This is a genomic window from Porphyrobacter sp. THAI-01a (genome assembly GCF_056868655.1).
In genome coordinates, this window is record NZ_CP180579.1 from 37,252 (window position 1) to 53,778 (window position 16,527).

The following is a 16,527-nucleotide window of genomic DNA, read 5'->3' on the forward strand; positions in this document are numbered from 1 at the left end:
GGCGTTAAGCTCGGCAAACCTATACATTCGTGCGACAAAGGAGCCTCCCGCCTCATGAACATCGCCGCTCTCCTGCGCAGCGCCGCGCTGGTCACCGCCGTCGCGCTGATCCCCGCCACCACCGCCACGATGGCGCAGGTCGATGGCCGGGCCGGGCCGGAATTCGCCAAGCTCTTCGCGGTCTTCCAGCGGGTCAAGGCGAGCTATGTCGAGCCGGTCGAGGACGAGAAACTGATCCGCGGCGCGATCGACGGGATGCTGGCGGCGCTCGATCCGCACTCGGCCTATCTCGACGGCAGCGATCTCCAGCGGCTCGAGACGATGATCGACGGGCAATATTCGGGCCTCGGCCTGTCGGTCGTGATGGAGGACGGCGCGGTCAAGGTCGTCTCGCCCTTCCGCGGCAGCCCGGCGGAGGTCGCCGGGATCAAGGCCGGCGACTTCATCACGCATCTCGATGGCAAGCTGATCGTCGACACCAAGCTCGATGACGCCGTGGCGCAGATGCGCGGGCCCAAGGGCACCTCGATCACGCTGACGATCTTCCGTCCGGGCCGCACCGAGCCGCTCGAGCTTGCCGTCACCCGCGGGGTGATCGAGCTCGAACCCGTGACCTCGGAACTCGCCGCGGGCAATATCGGCGTCATCACCGTCAACGAGTTCTCGGCCAATGTCGGCGCGGATGTCTATGCCGCCTGGGCCGAGATCCGGAAGAAGGCCCCCGGCGGGCGCGTGAACGGGCTGGTGCTCGACCTGCGCAACAACCCGGGCGGGAGCCTCGACGAATCGGTGGCGCTGTCGGACCTGTTCCTCAGCAATGGCCGGATCGTCAGCCAGCGCGGCCGCGCGCGGGGCGAGACGATGCTCTACGATGCCGAGACCGTCTATCGCGGCGACATGGCGGAAGGCGTGCCGATGATCGTGCTGATCAACGCGGGCTCGGCCTCGGCCTCCGAGATCGTCGCGGGCGCCTTGCAGGATCACCGCCGCGCGCTGATCATGGGCGAGCGCAGCTTCGGCAAGGGCTCGGTCCAGTCGCTGCTGCCGCTCGGCAAGGACGCCGCGCTCAAGCTGACGACGGCGCGCTACTACACTCCGGCGGGCAAGTCGGTGCAGGAGGGCGGGATCAAGCCCGACATCGCGGTGCCGCAGATCTCCGACCCCGATTACGCGCTGCGCGCCAAGTACCAGACCCGCGAGAGCGACCTGCGCGGCCACCTCATCAACGAGCTCGGCATCAAGGACGAGGAGATGGAGGCGGACAAGATCGCCGATCCGCGCTTCCAGCTCACCGCCGCGCAGCTCGAGGAGCAGGGAATCAAGGATTTCCAGCTGAACTACGCGCTGGACACGCTGCGCCGCACCACCAAGAGCACCGTGGCGCTGCGTCCGGCCCCCGGGGCACCCAAGGCTCCGGCCAAGCCCTGAGGCAGCGATGACGGACAGACTGGGTGTGGCCCGCGCGCTCGCCGTGCTGGTGCCGGCGGCGCTGCTGGGCGGGGCTTACGTGTCGCAATACGGCTTCGGCCTCTACCCTTGCGAGATGTGCTGGTGGCAGCGCTATCCCCACTTCGCGGCGGTGGCGCTGGGACTGGTCGCCTTCGTGGCGAAGCCGCCGCAGGTGTGGACCGCGCTTGCAGGCCTAGCGATCCTGACCTCGGGGCTGATCGGCGGCTTCCACGCCGGGGTCGAATATGGCTGGTGGCAGGGCATCACCGGATGCGCCGCGCCGGTCTCGGGCACCGACGTGCTCGATTTCAAAGCGGCGCCGCTGATCCGCTGCGACGTGGCACCCTGGACCTTGTGGGGCATCAGCCTTGCGGGCTTCAATTTCCTGATTTCGAGCATCGCGGGTGCGGCCATTGTGGCGCTCGCCGCGTATCGGAAGTAGGGTCGGGCACAGCACAGGCCGCCCAGCAAAGGAGCCGATGATGGACAGGGACGAACTCCACCGCATGATCCGGGTCGACCAGGCCGGGGAATTCGGCGCGACCCGCATCTATGAAGGCCAGCTTGCCGTGATGGGCGACCGCGGGCCGCACTCGGCCGAGATCCGCCACATGGCCGCGCAGGAGGCCGAGCACCGCGCGAAGTTCGATGCGCTGCTCGCCAAGCGCGGGGTGCGCCCGACGGCGCTCCATCCCTTCTGGTCGGCGGCGGGCTATGCGCTGGGCGCGGGCACCGCGCTGCTCGGCCCGGAGGCGGCGATGGCCTGCACCGCCGCGGTCGAGACCGAGATCGACAAGCACTATTCCGAGCAGCTTGATCGCCTTCAGGCGACCGGCGCGGATCCCGAGCTCGCCGCGATGATCGAGGAATTCCGCGAGGAGGAGCGCGAGCACCGCGATTCGGCGCTCGCCAATGGCGCCGAGCGGGCGCCCGCCTATCCCTTGCTCGCCGGCGCGATCCGGCTGGGCTGCCGTATCGCGATCAAGGTCAGCGAAAGACTCTGATTTTCTGCCCGGCTCCCCGGGCACCTGCGGCTCGCGCGCGTGCGCTCGCGGCCCTGCGGGCCGTGGGACGGTTCTTCAGGTCTGGTCCGTGGGGGTCCGCTCGCCGACGGGGTGCCAGGGCTGGCCGATCCACTTGGCGAGCCGGTCGCGCGCGGCCCACACCACCGCCACGCGGCGCTCGGCGATGCCGGGAAGGCTGGTCGGATCGCCGCCGAGCCACGGCAGGAAGGGATTGCGCCGGGCATAGGACCACAGCTCCACCCGCTCGCCCGCGCGGCTCGACGGGCCGCGAGCGTGGAAGCCGACCGTATCGGCCACCACCAGCGTGTTGCCCGGCACCGCCAGCGCGCGCGCGGCGGGCAGCTTCATCGCCGCGAGGTCGCGCTCGCCGATCCGCGGCGAACCGCGGGCCGAGAGCCGGTCGATCGCCTTCGGGTCGGCAAGGCTGCGGCCGCGTTCCCAGGCGAGCCTTTCGGGCGTGAAGCGGTGCGAGCCGGGGACATAGGTGAAGGGCCCGTCCTCCTCGCTCACCGGATTGAGGAACAGCCACGCCTTGAGCGAGGCGTGGAAGGAATCCGCGTGCAGCGTCTCCTGCGGGTCGGGCTCGTTCCCGCCCGCCTTGCTGACGATGGTTTGGATGTAGTGCAGCGGGGCGATGCGGTAGCTCGCGACGTAGTGGAACAGGGCGACGATGTCCTCGCGCGCGAGCAGGCGGCGCAGGGCGGGGACGGCGTCGAGCATCGGCGGGTCGATCGCCATGCGCCGGGTGATCGCATCGCCCTGCCGCATCTCGCGCGCCGGGCCGCGATAGGCGAGCAGCGCCTCGCGCAGGGCGGCGAATTCGGCCGGGGGGACGATATCGGGGATCGCCACGAAGCCGTCACGGTCGAAGGCCTCGCGCCATTCGGGCCGGACCTTGCGCGCCAGCCGCCGCCGCCGCCAGCGGCACATGGCGTCCGCCAGCCGCACCCGACCGACGTGCAGGCCGAGGCCGTTGAGGCGGCGCGATCCGATCAGCGGATTGTCGAGGAAGCTCTTGTACCCGGTCGCCAGTTGCAGCGCCCAGACCGGCGTCAGCAGCACTCTTCCGGCACGCGCCATCAGGCCTCGGGATGCAGGACTACTCACCCGCGCCATCTACGAAGGGCGGGTGCGAAGGTCAACGATACCAGCGGGATCGGACACCTGCCGCCGCCCTAGAGGCTCCAGTAGACCAGTTCCCCGGGCAGCATCGCCCGGTCGAGTGCGCTCTTGACGTCGACCAGCACGCCCCCCTCGCGCACGCGGGCGACGAGGTCCGCGGGGTCGGCGAGGTAGACCGCGTGGTTCACCGCCAGCACCAGCGCGTCGAGCTGCACAAGCTCCTCTGGCGGGCTGAGGGCGATGCCATATTCGTGCGCCGCCGCCGCCGGATCGGCGAGCGGGTCGCTCACCAGCGCCTCGATCGCGTATTCGCGCAGCTCCGCGAGGATGTCGGGCACCTTGGAGTTGCGGATGTCGGGCACGTCCTGCTTGAAGGTCAGCCCCATGACGCCAACCCGCGCGCGGCAGGGGGAGACGCCGTTCGCGATCAGCAGCTTGACCACCTTCTGCGCGATCGCCTGCCCCATCGAATCGTTGATCCGCCGCCCGGCGAGGATCACCTCGGGCCGGTAGCCGAGCCGCTCCGCCGCCGCCGTCAGGTAGAAGGGATCGACCCCGATGCAGTGCCCGCCGACGAGTCCGGGGGTGAAGGGCAGGAAGTTCCACTTCGTCCCCGCCGCCGCCAGCACGTCGCGCGTGGCGAGGCCCATGCGGTCGAAGATCAGCGCGATCTCGTTCATCAGCGCGATGTTGAGATCGCGCTGGGTGTTCTCGATCACCTTGGCCGCCTCGGCGACCTTGATCGAGGGCGCCTCGTGCAGCCCGGCATCGACGATCGCGCCATAGACGCGGCGCATCCGTTCGAGCGCGGAGGGGCTGTCGGCGGCGATGATCTTGGTGATGGTCTCGAGCCGGTGGACGTGATCGCCCGGATTGATCCGCTCGGGGCTGTAGCCGAGCGCGAAGTCCTCGCCCTGCACCAGGCCCGAATGCTGCGCCAGCCACGGCCCGCAGATGTCCTCGGTCACGCCGGGGAAGACGGTCGATTCGAACACCACCAGCGCGCCCCTCGACAGGCGCGGGCCGATGGTCGCGCAGGCGCGTTCGAGCGGGGTGAGATCGGGGCGGCGCTCGTCGGTGATCGGGGTGGGGACGGTGACGATGATCACCCCCGCGCCTTCGAGCACCCCGGGATCGTCGGAGACTTCAAGGCCGCATGACGTCAGCCGCGCACTGTCGATCTCGCGGGTCGCGTCCTCGCCGGCCCTGAGCTGCGCGATGCGGGCGGCGGCAATGTCGAAGCCGATGACGCGCGCGCCCTCGGGTCGCAGCCGCTCGGCGAGCGCCACGGCGACCGGCAGCCCGACATAGCCGAGGCCCACGACTGCGATTTTCTCTTCCATGCGCGGGGGCATAGGCGGCGAGGCCTCAAGATTTCGCTAACCACGCATAACGCGCCCGCTTCACGCCCGGTTCAGCCCTCGCGGGCTAGACAAGCGCCCCCGGTCGCGGGCAATGGTCTGTCCGCGCCGTTCGCGCACCGCCAGAGGATCCCCGCGCCATGAAGCACCTGATCGTCCCCGTCGCCGCCTTCGCCGCTTTCGTCGCGGCCGGCCCCGCTGCCGCGCAGGGCGCGAACGAGAAGATCAACATGGTGATCGCCTACAGCGAATCCGAATGCCCCGTCGCCAAGGAAGGCGAAGTGGTGGTGTGCGAGATCCTCGTCGAGGAGGAGCGGTACCGCATCCCCTCCAACCTGCGCTATTCCGACAACCCCAAGAACCAGTCGCTCGCGCGGCAGGTCGACCAGATCAAGTATGTCGGCGATTTCGGCACGATGAGCTGCTCGCCGGCGGGTGCGGGCGGGTTCACGGGTTGCACCCAGAAGTTCGTCGAGGCCTGGGCCAAGGACCGCGAGGAGGCGGAGGGCGTGCGCTTCGGCCAGCTGATCGAGAAGGCGCGGGCCGAGCGTCTCTCCACCATCGACACCGAGGCCGCCGCCGAGCAGGAGCGGGTCGAGATGATCGAGCGCGAATACATGCAGCGCCTCGAGCGCGAGCGGCAGGCCGAGCTGCCCGGCGAAGGCCAGCTCCCGCCGCCGCCGAAGTAGGCCCTACACCCCGTAATAGTCCCGGTACCACGCCACGAACCGCGCGACCCCTTCGCGGAACGGGGTCTGCGGCGCGTAGCCGGTGAGCGACTTCAGCAGCGAGGCATCGGCCCAGGTCGCGGGCACGTCGCCCGGCTGGATCGGCAGGAAGTTCTTCACCGCCGCGCGCCCGCACTCGGCCTCGATGGCTTCCACGAAGTCCATCAGGCGCACCTTCTCGCCATTGCCGATATTGACCACGCGGAAGGGCGCGACGGGCGAGAGGCTGTCGCCCGGGGCGATGTCGTCCGGGCTTTCGGGCCGCACCGGGGCGGCGTCGATCAGCAGGCGGATGCCGCGCACCAGATCGGCGACATAGGTGAAATCGCGGTACATCTCGCCGGCGTTGTAGATGTCGATCGGCGTGCCTTCGAGGATCCCGCGGGTGAACTTGAACAGCGCCATGTCGGGTCGGCCCCACGGCCCGTAGACAGTGAAGAAGCGGAACATCGTGGTCGGCAGCGTCCACAGGTGCGCGTAGGAATGCGCCATCGTCTCGTTCGCCTTCTTGGTGGCGGCGTAGAGCGTCAGCGGCGTGTCGACCTTCTGGACCTCGGTGAAGGGCATGTCCTCGTTGGCGCCGTAGACCGACGAGGTCGAGGCCATCAGCAGGTGATCGACCCCGAGCTCGCGCGCGCACTCCATCACGTTGAAGGTGCCCACGAGGTTCGCATCGACATAGGCGCGCGGGTTCTCGAGGCTGTAGCGCACCCCCGCCTGCGCGGCGAGGTGGACGATCACGTCGGGCTTCTCCGCCAGCGCGAGCGCGTGGAGGCGGTCGAAATCCTCGAGCATCCCCTCGGTGCAGGTGAAGTGCGGGTGCTGGAGCAGCATCTGGTGGCGCCGCTGCTTGATCCGGACATCGTAATAGTCCGTCATCCCGTCATAGCCGACGACGCGGAAGCCTTCCTCCAGCAGCAACTGCGAGAGGTGAAAGCCGATGAACCCGGCCGATCCGGTGACGAGAATGGTCCTCACGCGCGGCGGTCTCCTGTGCGGTGCCTGATCCGGCGGCTATGGGCGATGCGGAGTGTCGTCAAGCGCGCCGCCACCCCGATGGGCGGTGATGCGCGGCGCGATCAGGGCGATGGCGAGGGTGACGAGGAGTGGGCCGAGCCAGTCGGCGGTCTGGTCGGCGGTCTGCCACACCCGCGGGTCGAAGGCGGCGTTCCATGGCATGTCGGCGCGCAGGCCCGTGCCCAGCTGCTCGATCCAGCGATATTCCGCCTGCGCCATCTCCCGCCCGATGAAATAGCCGGTCGGCAGCGCGCCGCCCGCCCACCACTTGCCGGTCAGCAGGCCGATGAGGATCTGGACGATGGCGGCGACCAGCGCGTGCTCGAACAGGCTGAAGTCCATCGTCCGGCCCTCAATCCGGCATAAGCGGCCGGCCCTCGAACCGCGCGATGGCATGGGTGACGACCTTGTCGAGCGCCTCGTCGGAGAAGAAGCCGCCGGGGATCAGGCATTGGTCGATCAGCACCCGCTGGAAGGCGGCGAAGGTCGCGGCATCGGGCGGGACGGCCTCGGTCCAGAAGCGGTCGAGCCCGTGCTGGAAGGTGAGGTCGGCGAGGTCGTAGACCGCCTTGCCGAGCACCACCACCGGCACCCCCCGCGCCAGCGCGAGCGTGCCGCTGGTGCTGTTGACGGTGACCATCCCCAGCGCGCCCTCGGCGATCGCCTCGATGTCGCCCCAGGCGAGGTAGTCCACCCGGTCGGCGATGCCGAAGCGGCGGGCGAGATCGGCGGTCTCGAGCTGCCAGTCACGCACCCCGTTGTCGAGCGGATGCTCCTTGACGACGAGGCGGCTGTCCGCCGGCGCGTGCGCGGCGAAGGACTGGAGCACCAGCTTGATCGCCTCGATCATCCCGGCAAAGGGCGAATGGAGGCGGATCTGCGCGTCGGAATCGAGCTGGAGCGGGAACAGGAAATAGCCCGCCTGCCCGTCCTGCAGGCGCGCAAGCAGCGCCTCGCCCTGCGCCCTGCGCTCGTCGCGCCGCATCAGCTTGCGCGCCCAGCCCACGCCTTCGACCAGCGGGTGCCACGGGCGGTGGGTCTCCCAGCCGGGATAGCGCCAGCGGGTGAGCACGTCGGTGGTGTTGTACCACAGCCCCTGGATCGCGCGGCGGCGGAAGGACGAGGGAACCTTGCGGTGCTGCGGCACGGGCGGCAGCTGCGCGGCGCGGTCGCGATACCATTGCGGGTCGCGCGAGAGCTGGCTGTGGCCGTTGACCCCGCCGTTCTCCATCGTCACCCAGTCGGGCCGGATATAGCCTTCCTCGAACACCCACACGGTCGCGCCGTGCGCCCGGCACATCTCCACCGCACCCATGTGGTGGTCGCGGCAGTCGCCGAACAGCATCACGTCGGTGATGCGGTGCGTGGTCAGCAGCCCGGCGAAGGTCGCGGGCCAATCGGCGAGGGTGCCCTTGTAGTCGATCCCGTTCGGCAGGCCCCAATAGGCCCGGTCGCCGCCGTTGAAATTGACCTTGAAGACCTCGTGCCCCGCCTTGCGCAGGCCCTTGCCCAGTCGCTGGAAGAAGGGCCCCATCAGCCCCTGGAGCAGCATCACCCGGCGCCCGGCCTGCACGGGCCCCGCAGCGGGCGGAGGGACGGTAACGGCGCTCATGCGGGGGTCTGGCTCATGCGGGTGAACGGTCTTTCTGCCTGCCGCCCTAGTCCCTTGGCCGCGGGCTTGTCGATGCTCTGACGACATTTTGTTTTGATTTCGGGTACAAATCGACTTTAGCGCACGGGTATGAGAAGCGGACAATCCGGGCGGATGGCGGAGCCTTGCCGCAGGCGCACGGCCTTCCCTGCGAAAGAGGCAGGATGATGGGCGGGCTGCTGCCCGACATGATGCTCGCGCTCCTGCTCACAGCCGTGCTGGCGGTGCTGGCCGATGCCTTCGCGGCGCCGCGCGGCCCCGGCCTTGCCGGCGGGCGCAGGGCGGGCGGGCGGGCGGCGCTGCTGCTGGCGGCGCTGAGCGGATTTGGCCTGCTGCTGGCCCTCACCGGCGCGCCGCTGGTGGCAGCGGCAGGGGTCGGAATCCTGGCCGCGGCGCTCTCGCTGATCTCCAACATCAAGCGCCGGGTGCTCGGCGAGCCGCTGGTGTTCAGCGATTTCGCGCTGCTGGGCGCGGTGTTCCAGCATCCCCAGTTCTACCTCTCGGCGCTCAGGCCGTGGCAGGTGGCGGTGCTGGCGGGAGGGCTCGGCGGGCTCGGGGTGACGCTGGTGCTGCTCTCGAACGCGGCGCTCGCGCCCCGTCTGGCCGGAGCAGGACTGGCGCTCGGCGCAGGGACGGCCCTCGCACTGGCGCTGTCGCGGCTTGTCCGCGCGGGGTTCGCCACCGTGCCCGATCCCGAGGCCGATGTCGCGCGGCTCGGCCTCGTGCCCTGCCTGCTCGCGCATTGGCGCGCCTGGCGCGCCTCGCCCGACCCGCAGCCCTGCGATGCCGCCCCGCTCGCGGGCAATTCGCGCCAGCTGGTGGTGATCGTCCAGTGCGAGAGCTTCACCGACCCGGTCGAGATGTTCGGCGACCCGGCGCTCGCCCTGCCCGGGCTCGAGCGCGCCCGCGCGATGGCGTGGCAGGCCGGCCGCCTCGCGGTCTCGGGCTTCGGCGCCTACACGATGCGGACCGAATATGGCGTCCTGTTCGGCCTCCCCGAGAAACGGCTGGGGATGCGACGCTTCGACCCCTTCCTCACCGCTGCACGCGAGGCGAGTTGGGCGCTGCCCAACCGGCTCGACCACGGCGCGTGGGACCGCTGGTTCGTCCACCCCCACGACATGCGCTTCTATGGCCGCGACCGGATCATGCCCGCGAGCGGCTTCGACGCGCTGGTGGGCGAGGAGTCCTTCGCGCCGCCCGCGCCCGGCGAGGGGCGCTATGTCACCGATGCGGCGATGACCGACCGCATCCTCGCGCTGGCGCAGGACAGCACGCGGGCGGGGCTGGTCTATGCCGTGACGATCGAGAACCACGGTCCCTGGCCCGCCGAACGCGGCGAGGAGGCACGGCTGATCGTGCCCTATCTCAGGCTGCTCGCCCACAGCGACGCGATGCTGACCCGCCTGCTCGACGAACTCCCGCGCCTCGGCCGGCCGGTGACGCTGTGCTTCTTCGGCGATCACCGCCCGAGCATCCCCGGCGCGAGCGAGCCCGGGGCGGAGCGTCACACCCCCTATGTCCTACTGCGCTTTGCCGCCGACGGCACGCCGATCGCGGGAAGCGGCGAGGCGCGCGACCTCGCGCCGGCCGCGCTGCACCACGCGATCCTCGATGCGATCCGCCTAGGGGAGGCGGAGGGATAGCAGGACCCGGTCGCGCAAGGGGCGCGGCAGCAAGCGGTCGAACCAGCGCAGCAGCAGAAAGCGGCGGGGCACCACCAGCTCGGCCCTGCCGGCCATGACGGCCGCGATCATCCGCTCCGCCACCGTGCCCGCCGCGATCTCGCCGGGGCGGGAGAGCGCCGCTTCGTCGGCGAAGAAGCCGGGGGAGACCAGCGTGACGCTCACCCCGCGCCCCGCCACCGCCAGCCGCAGGGCATCGGCGAAGCGCGCAAGACCGGCCTTGCTCCCCGCATAGCCCGCCGCGAAGGGCAGGGAATGCGACGCGGCGGCGGTGCCCACCAGCGCGATCCGTCCGCTGCCGCGCGCCGCCATGCGGTCCGCCAGCAGCGCGGCCATCGCCGCCGGGGCAACGAAGTTCGTCTGCGCCAGCCGGATGATCTGCCCCGGCGGCTCGACCAGCGCGCCCGGAGGCAGCGTGTCGCCCCGCCCGGCGACCAGCAGGGCGATGCCGAAGGGATCGGCCGCGTCCCGCGTTTGCAACTCCATGAGAGCGGCATCCGTATCTGTCAGATCGAGCGCGCAGACGTCGGCCTCGGCCCCGGCCGCGCGGCACTGCGCGGCAAGGCGGTCGAGCGCGGCCGGATCGCGTCCCCACAGGGACAGTCGGGCACCGGGCCGCGCAAGCCGCAGCGCCAGCGCACGGCCGAGCGCGCCGGAAGCACCTGTGACGAGCACGCGGGCCCGGGCGCCTGCAGAGGGAGAAGCCGAATTTGTCACAGAACCGTCACACCATGATGTTTCGCAAATGCGGTATGTTGCTGAGTTAGAAGGAGACGCCGGAACAAATGCGCGCGATTATCCGTTCCAAAACCGAGCCGAAATGAATGCAAAAGAATAACCATTTTGCTTCTTATCGTGATACCGCGGTTTTGTCGCAGCCGCTCCCGGTCGCGGCGTGTGCGGGTGATGGAAATGGTCAGTAAAGTGTCAGACCGCAATTCGCCCGACCGGCTCAGGCTGTTCCGCAATCCGTGGCTCGAAAAGCTGACGGTCATTCCGCTCGGCGCCTTTCTCGCCGTCTGGGCCGTGCTGCTCCCCGCGATTGCCCTCGTCGGGTTCCATGTCGCGCCGACGCTCTGGGCCGCGCCGCTGGTCGGTGCCGGGCTGATCGTCTGGACCCTCACCGAATATGCGCTGCACCGCTATGTTTTCCATTTCGAACCGCGCTCGCCGATGCTGCAGCAGGCGATCTTCGTGATCCATGCCAACCACCATGCCGACGCCAACGATCCGCTGCGCAACCTCATGCCGCCGGTCGTGAGCATCCCGGTGGGCCTTGCGGTCTGGGCCTTGTCGGCCTGGGCGCTGGGCCCGCAGGGGACATGGTTCCTGCTCGGCTTCATGACCGGCTACGTGGCCTATGACCTGGTGCACTTCGCCTGCCACCAGTTCCCGATGAAGGGCCGCATCGCCCGGATGCTCAAGACGCATCACATGCGCCACCATCATCTCAAGGTCGAAGGCAACTACGCCATCACCGGCATGATCTGGGACCGGATCTTCGCGACCCGGATCTCACCGGTCCGCAAGTCCTAGCCTGCCATGCGCGAGGACAGCATCACGCAGGGCCGTCATCGTTTCGAGAACCGGCGTACCCGGTTCGCGCTCGAGCGCCTCGGCGGTTCCGTAGCCCCATGCCACCAGGGCGGGCTCCAGCCCGGCGGCGCGGGCGGTGGCGCAGTCGATCGCGGAATCCCCGCAGTAGAGCGTGTCGGCGCTCGTCCCGCCAAGGCCCTCCAGCGCGAGGATCGCGCTGTGCGGGTCGGGCTTGCGGGGGCGCTCCGGGGCGCTGCCGACAATCGCCCCGAAATGCCCCGCAAGGCCGAGCTCGCCCAGGATCCTGTCGCACAGGAACTGCGGCTTGTTGGAGCAGATCGCCATGCCGATGCCGCCCGCCTCCAGCGCTGCCAGCGTCTCGGGCACGCCGGGGAAGGGCAGGTCGGCGGGCACAGCGATGGTGCGGTGGATTTCCCGGAACTCCTCGATCTCGCGCGCCGGATCGATCGAATGGGCGCCCAGCGCGGCCGCGATCATCGCCGTGCCGCCGACCGCGTCCATGCGCCGGATCAGCGCCCGGTCGGCCCGCGCCGACGCGCCGCGTTCGGACAGCATCCGGTCGACGATCGCTCCGGTCAGACGCGCGCTGTCGATCAGCGTGCCGTCTAGGTCGAAAATGATGTTCCGGATAACCACAGGACGATAAGCCAGCCTTTTGAGATGCCTCGGGTCGCGCCGTGCACTCTGACACTTCATGGAGGGGTAATTGCAACATCTATCTTCCGAACGGCGCGCCGAGGCCGAGGGTGCGCTTGCCGCGCCCACCGCCCGCGACAGGCATCTCGAGGTCGGACGCAGCGTCATCACGATGGAGGCCGACGCGCTCCACCAGCTCGCCGACCACATCGGTGACGCCTTTGCCGGCGCGGTCGAGATGATCCTCGGCTGCCGCCAGCGCGTGATCGTCTCGGGGATCGGCAAGTCGGGCCACGTCGCGCGCAAGATCGCTGCGACCCTCGCCGCGACCGGCACCCCGGCGCTCTTCGTGCACGCTGCCGAAGCCGCGCACGGCGATGTCGGCATGGTCAGTTCGGGCGACGTGCTGATCGTCTTCTCGAACAGCGGCGCCACGGTCGAGGTGCAGCCGCTGTGCATCTATGCCAAGGCCATCGGCTGCCCGGTGATCGGCGTGTCGCGCAATCCCAACTCGCTGCTGATGCGCACTGCCGATCTTGGCCTGCTCCTCCCCAAGGTCGAGGAAGCCTGCACCTCGAGCCTCGCGCCCACCACCTCCTCGACGATGATGCTCGCGCTCGGCGATGCGCTCGCGGTGGCGGCGATGCGTGCGCGCGGCCTGTCGGGGTCCGACATCCGGGCGCTGCATCCGGGCGGCGAGATCGGCCTGTTCCTGCGCAGCGTCGAGGACGTGATGCATTCGGGTGACCGCCTGCCGCTGGTCGGCCTGCGGACGCCGATGCCCGACGTGCTGGTGACCATGACCGAAAAGCGCCTCGGCGTGGCCGGCGTGGTCGACGACGAGGGCCAGCTGGCGGGCATCATCACCGACGGGGACCTGCGGCGCCATGCCCGCAACGTGGTGTTCGGCACCGCAGCCGACGTGATGACCGACGCCCCGCGCACCATCGCCCGCACCGCGCGGGTGCAGGAGGCGCTCGAGCTGATGAACACGCACCGGATCACCGTGCTTTTCGTGGTGGACGACCGGCAGCCGCGGATTCCGCTCGGTGCCGTGCAGATCTATGATATCGCCGTGCCGCCCGTTCCCGGAGCCGCACCCTGAGAGGCCATGTCCCGCGTCCAGATCATCATCCCGGCAAGGCTCGCATCGACGCGGTTCCCGGCCAAACCCCTCGCGCCCCTGACCGGCGCTGACGGAATCGCGCGCCCCGCGCTGCATTACACCTGGGAAGCCGGCCTTGCCGCGGCGCGTGCGCTGGGCGGCGATGCGCGCTGCGTGATCGCGACCGACGATGCGCAGATCGCCGATTTTGCCGGGGCTGCGGGCATGGCCGCGGTGATGACGCCGGTGGACTGCGCCAACGGAACCGAACGCTGCGCCGCCGCGCTCGAGGCACTGGACGCCGCGCCCGACATCGTGGTGAACCTGCAAGGCGATGCACCGCTCACCCCGCCCGCGATGGTGGCGGCGGTGGTCGCGCTGCTCGGGTCCGACCCGGCGCTGGCGATGGCGACCGCGGCGGTCCAGGCGAGCCCGGCCGTGCTGGCGCACCTCCAGACCGATGCCGCCGCGGGCAGGGTCGGCGGGACCACTGTGGTGTGCTCCACCGGCGGACGCGCGCTCTATTTCTCGAAGTCGATCATCCCCCACGTCACGCCCGGCACGGTGCCGCAGCAGCCGGTGCTGCTCCACCTCGGCCTCTATGCCTATCGACCCGCCGCGCTTGCCGCCTATGCTGCGCAGGGGCCGGTGCCGCTCGAATTGCAGGAAGGGCTCGAACAGCTGCGCTTCCTCGATGCCGGCCTGCCGGTCGGGGTGGCGGTGTGCCCCGCTCCCGCCTGGGAGATGATCGAGCTCAACAATCCGAGCGACATTCCGCTGATCGAGGCCGAGCTGGTCCGCCGCGCGCAAACGGAGCCTGCCTGATGCTGCCGACCTTCCACCGCGCCCCGGGCGCCCCGCCGTTCCTGATCGCCGGCCCCTGCGTGATCGAGAGCGAGGCCCTGTGCCTCGGCATCGCCGAGCGTCTGAAGGCGATCGGCGAGCGGCTCGGAATGCCGGTGATCTTCAAGGCGAGCTTCGACAAGGCCAACCGCACCTCGGTGACGGGCTTCCGCGGCCACGGGGTCGAGGCGGGGCTGCGCGTGCTCGAGAAGGTGCGCAGCGAAACAGGGCTTCCCGTCCTCACCGACGTGCACCTGCCCGATCAGGTCCCGGTCGTGGCCGAGGTGGTCGACATGATCCAGACCCCGGCCTTCCTCGCCCGCCAGACCGACCTCATCATGGCGGCCGCGGCGAGCGGGCGGCCGGTCAACATCAAGAAGGCCCAGTTCATGGCCCCTGCCGACATGGCCGCCGTGCTCGGCAAGGCACGCGCGGCAGCGGAGGCGGCGGGCATCGCCGAACCGCAGATCATGCTGTGCGAGCGCGGATCGAGCTTCGGCTACAACAACCTCGTGGTCGACATGCGCGGCCTCGTGATCATGCGCGAGCTTGGCGCGCCGGTGGTGTTCGATGCGACCCACAGCGTCCAGCTGCCCGGCGGCGGGGGCGACCGCTCGCTCGGCCAGCGCCAGTTCGTGGAGCCGCTCGCCCGTGCGGCGGCGGCGGTCGGTGTCGACGGCTTCTTCATGGAAACCCACCCCGATCCCGACAGCGCCCTGTCCGACGGGCCCAACATGGTCCCGCTCGACCACCTGGAAGGATTGCTCGCCCGGATCGTGGCGATCGCCGCGCTCGGTTGAGATGACGCCCGCACCGCTCCTTGCCATCCCGCCGTTTCCCGGCGCGCGCGCATCGCGTTTCGCGGCGGCGGGCGGCGCGGGCGGGAGCGATGGCGCGGCGCTGCTCGCGGCCCTCGCGCAGCACCGCGTCGGCGGCTGCTACTGGGGCCGCGCGCCGGACCTGCCGGACGGGGCCGTGGTGCTCGACGGCACCGCCGCCCCGCTTCCTGATGCCGCCGTGTGGGACCGCGCCTGCGACCCCTGGCCCGCGCTCGATGTCGCCGCCTGCGTGCGCCTGCCCGAGGGCGACCCGCGCGGGCTGCTGGCGCTCGCTGCCGGGGTGCGGCTTACGCTCGTCGCCGATGACGGGGTGGAGCGGGAAGCGGGCGAGGCCGATTGCGAGCGACTGCTCGTCGCGGGGCTGACCGGCTGGCAGTGGCACGACCCCTTCACCGGCCAGCCCATTGAACCTGCCGAGGCCATCGCGCTGTGCGGCATGTGGCGCCGACTGATCGATGCCAACCGGCGCATCCATTCGGTGCTGGGCATCGCCTACTGGAAGAAGCCGACCGTGACCCCGCTGCTTTGGGCGGGGGCGAAGGTTCCCTATGGCCGCACGCTCGACGACCTGCCGGAGGGCGGTGCGGTGGCGATCTGGCGCGCCCGGCTGACCTCCGCTCAGGAGCGCGCCCTCGAACAGCGCGATCCGCCGGTGATCGAGATCGAGGACGGCTTCATCCGCTCCGCCGGGCTCGGGGCGGATTGCGTGCCGCCGCTCTCGATCATCGCCGATGCCTCGGGCCCCCACTTTGCGCCCGGCGCACCGAGCGAACTCGAGACCCTGTTGCAGGAGGGCGCCTTCCCGCCCGAACTGCTCGCCCGCGCCCGGCGGCTGCGCGAGGCGATCATCGCGGGCGGGCTCTCGAAATACGAGACCGGCAGGACCGAGGCGCTCCCCCGCTTCGGCGGCGCGCGGCGCCACGTGCTCGTGCCCGGGCAGGTCGAGGATGACCGCGCGGTGACCAGCGGCGGCGCGCTCGCCTCCAATCTCGAACTGCTCCGCCGCGCCCGCGCCGAGGCGGGCAGCGAGGCGTACGTCATCTACAAGCCGCACCCCGACGTGCTCGCCGGCCACCGCCGTGGCATGATCCCCGAACGCGAGGTCGCCGCGCTCGCCGACCGGGTCGAGACCGGCAGCCCGATGGCCGCGCTGATCGCGATGGTTGACGAGCTTCACGTCAACAGCTCGCTCGCCGGGTTCGAGGCGCTGATGCGGGGCAAGCAGGTGACGGTGCACGGGGTGCCGTTCTACGCCGGCTGGGGCCTGACGACCGACCGCGGCCCCGTGCCGCCGCGCCGCACCGCGCGCCGCACGCTCGACGAACTGGTCGCCGCGGCGCTGCTCGTCTACCCGCGCTACCTCGATCCCGAGACCGGCCTGCCCTGCCCGGCTGAAGTGCTGGTCGAGCGCCTCTCGCAGGGCGCGCCGGCGCTCGATGCAGCGGCAAAAGCGGTGGTTGCCGTCCGCCGCGCGTCCGGACGGGTTCGGCGCCTGGTCGGCAGATAAGG

At 70.4% G+C, this 16,527-nt stretch carries 17 protein-coding genes; 10 read left to right on the forward strand and 7 right to left on the reverse strand.

The features are described from left to right. The first annotated feature begins 54 nt into the window (after nt 1-54). From ACMX37_RS00190 to ACMX37_RS00200, 3 genes are read left to right on the forward strand one after another with little or no spacing between them, the layout of a single operon-like run. Complete coding sequence (locus tag ACMX37_RS00190) at nt 55-1,428, forward strand: S41 family peptidase (protein WP_483146965.1); 1,374 nt, start codon at nt 55-57, stop codon at nt 1,426-1,428. A 7-nt stretch (nt 1,429-1,435) separates the two neighbouring features. Next, entirely contained in the window at nt 1,436-1,891 is a 456-nt protein-coding gene (locus ACMX37_RS00195) for a disulfide bond formation protein B (protein ID WP_483146966.1), read from the forward strand. 40 nt (nt 1,892-1,931) lie between these two features. Next, nucleotides 1,932-2,453 carry a demethoxyubiquinone hydroxylase family protein gene (locus ACMX37_RS00200; protein WP_088912827.1) on the forward strand — a complete coding sequence of 174 codons (522 nt, stop codon included), beginning with the start codon at nt 1,932-1,934 and terminating at the stop codon, nt 2,451-2,453. A gap of 75 nt (nt 2,454-2,528) precedes the next feature. Here ACMX37_RS00200 and ACMX37_RS00205 read toward each other — a convergent pair whose 3' ends face one another. Beyond that, nucleotides 2,529-3,554, reverse strand: a complete 1,026-nt coding sequence (locus ACMX37_RS00205; protein WP_483146967.1) for a phytanoyl-CoA dioxygenase family protein — start codon at nt 3,552-3,554, stop codon at nt 2,529-2,531. A gap of 95 nt (nt 3,555-3,649) precedes the next feature. Beyond that, nucleotides 3,650-4,939: a nucleotide sugar dehydrogenase gene (locus ACMX37_RS00210; protein WP_483146968.1), complete on the reverse strand. Its 1,290-nt coding sequence runs from the start codon at nt 4,937-4,939 to the stop codon at nt 3,650-3,652. Between the two features lie 158 nt (nt 4,940-5,097). Here ACMX37_RS00210 and ACMX37_RS00215 point away from each other — a divergent pair, with 158 nt between their 5' ends. Beyond that, nucleotides 5,098-5,646, forward strand: a complete 549-nt coding sequence (locus ACMX37_RS00215; RefSeq protein WP_483146969.1) for a hypothetical protein — start codon at nt 5,098-5,100, stop codon at nt 5,644-5,646. Between the two features lie 3 nt (nt 5,647-5,649). Here the strand turns inward: ACMX37_RS00215 and ACMX37_RS00220 are convergent, their stop codons facing one another. From ACMX37_RS00220 to ACMX37_RS00230, 3 genes are read right to left on the reverse strand one after another with little or no spacing between them, the layout of a single operon-like run. After that, nucleotides 5,650-6,663 (reverse strand): NAD-dependent epimerase/dehydratase family protein, encoded by a 1,014-nt coding sequence (locus ACMX37_RS00220; RefSeq protein ID WP_483146970.1) that lies wholly within the window; start codon nt 6,661-6,663, stop codon nt 5,650-5,652. 36 nt (nt 6,664-6,699) lie between these two features. Further along, a complete protein-coding gene (locus ACMX37_RS00225; RefSeq protein ID WP_483146971.1) occupies nt 6,700-7,044 on the reverse strand; it encodes a hypothetical protein in 345 nt (114 codons plus the stop codon). Nucleotides 7,045-7,054: 10 nt separating this feature from the next. After that, on the reverse strand, nt 7,055-8,314 hold the full coding sequence (locus tag ACMX37_RS00230; RefSeq protein ID WP_483146972.1) for a capsule biosynthesis protein: 1,260 nt from the start codon (nt 8,312-8,314) through the stop codon (nt 7,055-7,057). Between the two features lie 203 nt (nt 8,315-8,517). On the opposite strand from ACMX37_RS00230, the gene ACMX37_RS00235 reads away from it, so the two are divergent. Then, nucleotides 8,518-9,999, forward strand: coding sequence for an LTA synthase family protein (locus ACMX37_RS00235; protein ID WP_483146973.1), 1,482 nt, complete (start codon nt 8,518-8,520; stop codon nt 9,997-9,999). On the opposite strand, the gene ACMX37_RS00240 is transcribed toward ACMX37_RS00235, so the two are convergent. After that, nucleotides 9,979-10,713 (reverse strand): SDR family NAD(P)-dependent oxidoreductase, encoded by a 735-nt coding sequence (locus ACMX37_RS00240; RefSeq protein WP_483146974.1) that lies wholly within the window; start codon nt 10,711-10,713, stop codon nt 9,979-9,981. The two genes, ACMX37_RS00235 and ACMX37_RS00240, sit on opposite strands and share 21 nt — an antisense overlap. 231 nt (nt 10,714-10,944) lie before the next feature. On the opposite strand from ACMX37_RS00240, the gene ACMX37_RS00245 reads away from it, so the two are divergent. Next, nucleotides 10,945-11,574 carry a sterol desaturase family protein gene (locus ACMX37_RS00245; RefSeq protein WP_483146975.1) on the forward strand — a complete coding sequence of 210 codons (630 nt, stop codon included), beginning with the start codon at nt 10,945-10,947 and terminating at the stop codon, nt 11,572-11,574. On the opposite strand, the gene ACMX37_RS00250 is transcribed toward ACMX37_RS00245, so the two are convergent. After that, nucleotides 11,554-12,231 carry an HAD family hydrolase gene (locus ACMX37_RS00250; protein WP_483146976.1) on the reverse strand — a complete coding sequence of 226 codons (678 nt, stop codon included), beginning with the start codon at nt 12,229-12,231 and terminating at the stop codon, nt 11,554-11,556. The genes ACMX37_RS00245 and ACMX37_RS00250 overlap by 21 nt on opposite strands. 70 nt (nt 12,232-12,301) lie before the next feature. Between ACMX37_RS00250 and ACMX37_RS00255 the strand changes: the two genes are divergently transcribed. The 4 genes from ACMX37_RS00255 to ACMX37_RS00270 are packed head-to-tail and all read left to right on the forward strand — an operon-like array spanning nt 12,302 to nt 16,525. Further along, nucleotides 12,302-13,336: a KpsF/GutQ family sugar-phosphate isomerase gene (locus ACMX37_RS00255; protein ID WP_483146977.1), complete on the forward strand. Its 1,035-nt coding sequence runs from the start codon at nt 12,302-12,304 to the stop codon at nt 13,334-13,336. A gap of 6 nt (nt 13,337-13,342) precedes the next feature. Further along, nucleotides 13,343-14,161: a 3-deoxy-manno-octulosonate cytidylyltransferase gene (kdsB, locus tag ACMX37_RS00260; RefSeq protein ID WP_483146978.1), complete on the forward strand. Its 819-nt coding sequence runs from the start codon at nt 13,343-13,345 to the stop codon at nt 14,159-14,161. After that, nucleotides 14,161-14,979, forward strand: a complete 819-nt coding sequence (gene kdsA, locus ACMX37_RS00265; protein WP_483146979.1) for a 3-deoxy-8-phosphooctulonate synthase — start codon at nt 14,161-14,163, stop codon at nt 14,977-14,979. Before kdsB ends, kdsA begins: the two co-directional genes overlap by 1 nt. A gap of 1 nt (nt 14,980) precedes the next feature. Further along, a complete protein-coding gene (locus ACMX37_RS00270; RefSeq protein ID WP_483146980.1) occupies nt 14,981-16,525 on the forward strand; it encodes a capsular polysaccharide export protein, LipB/KpsS family in 1,545 nt (514 codons plus the stop codon). The last annotated feature ends 2 nt before the right edge of the window (nt 16,526-16,527 follow it).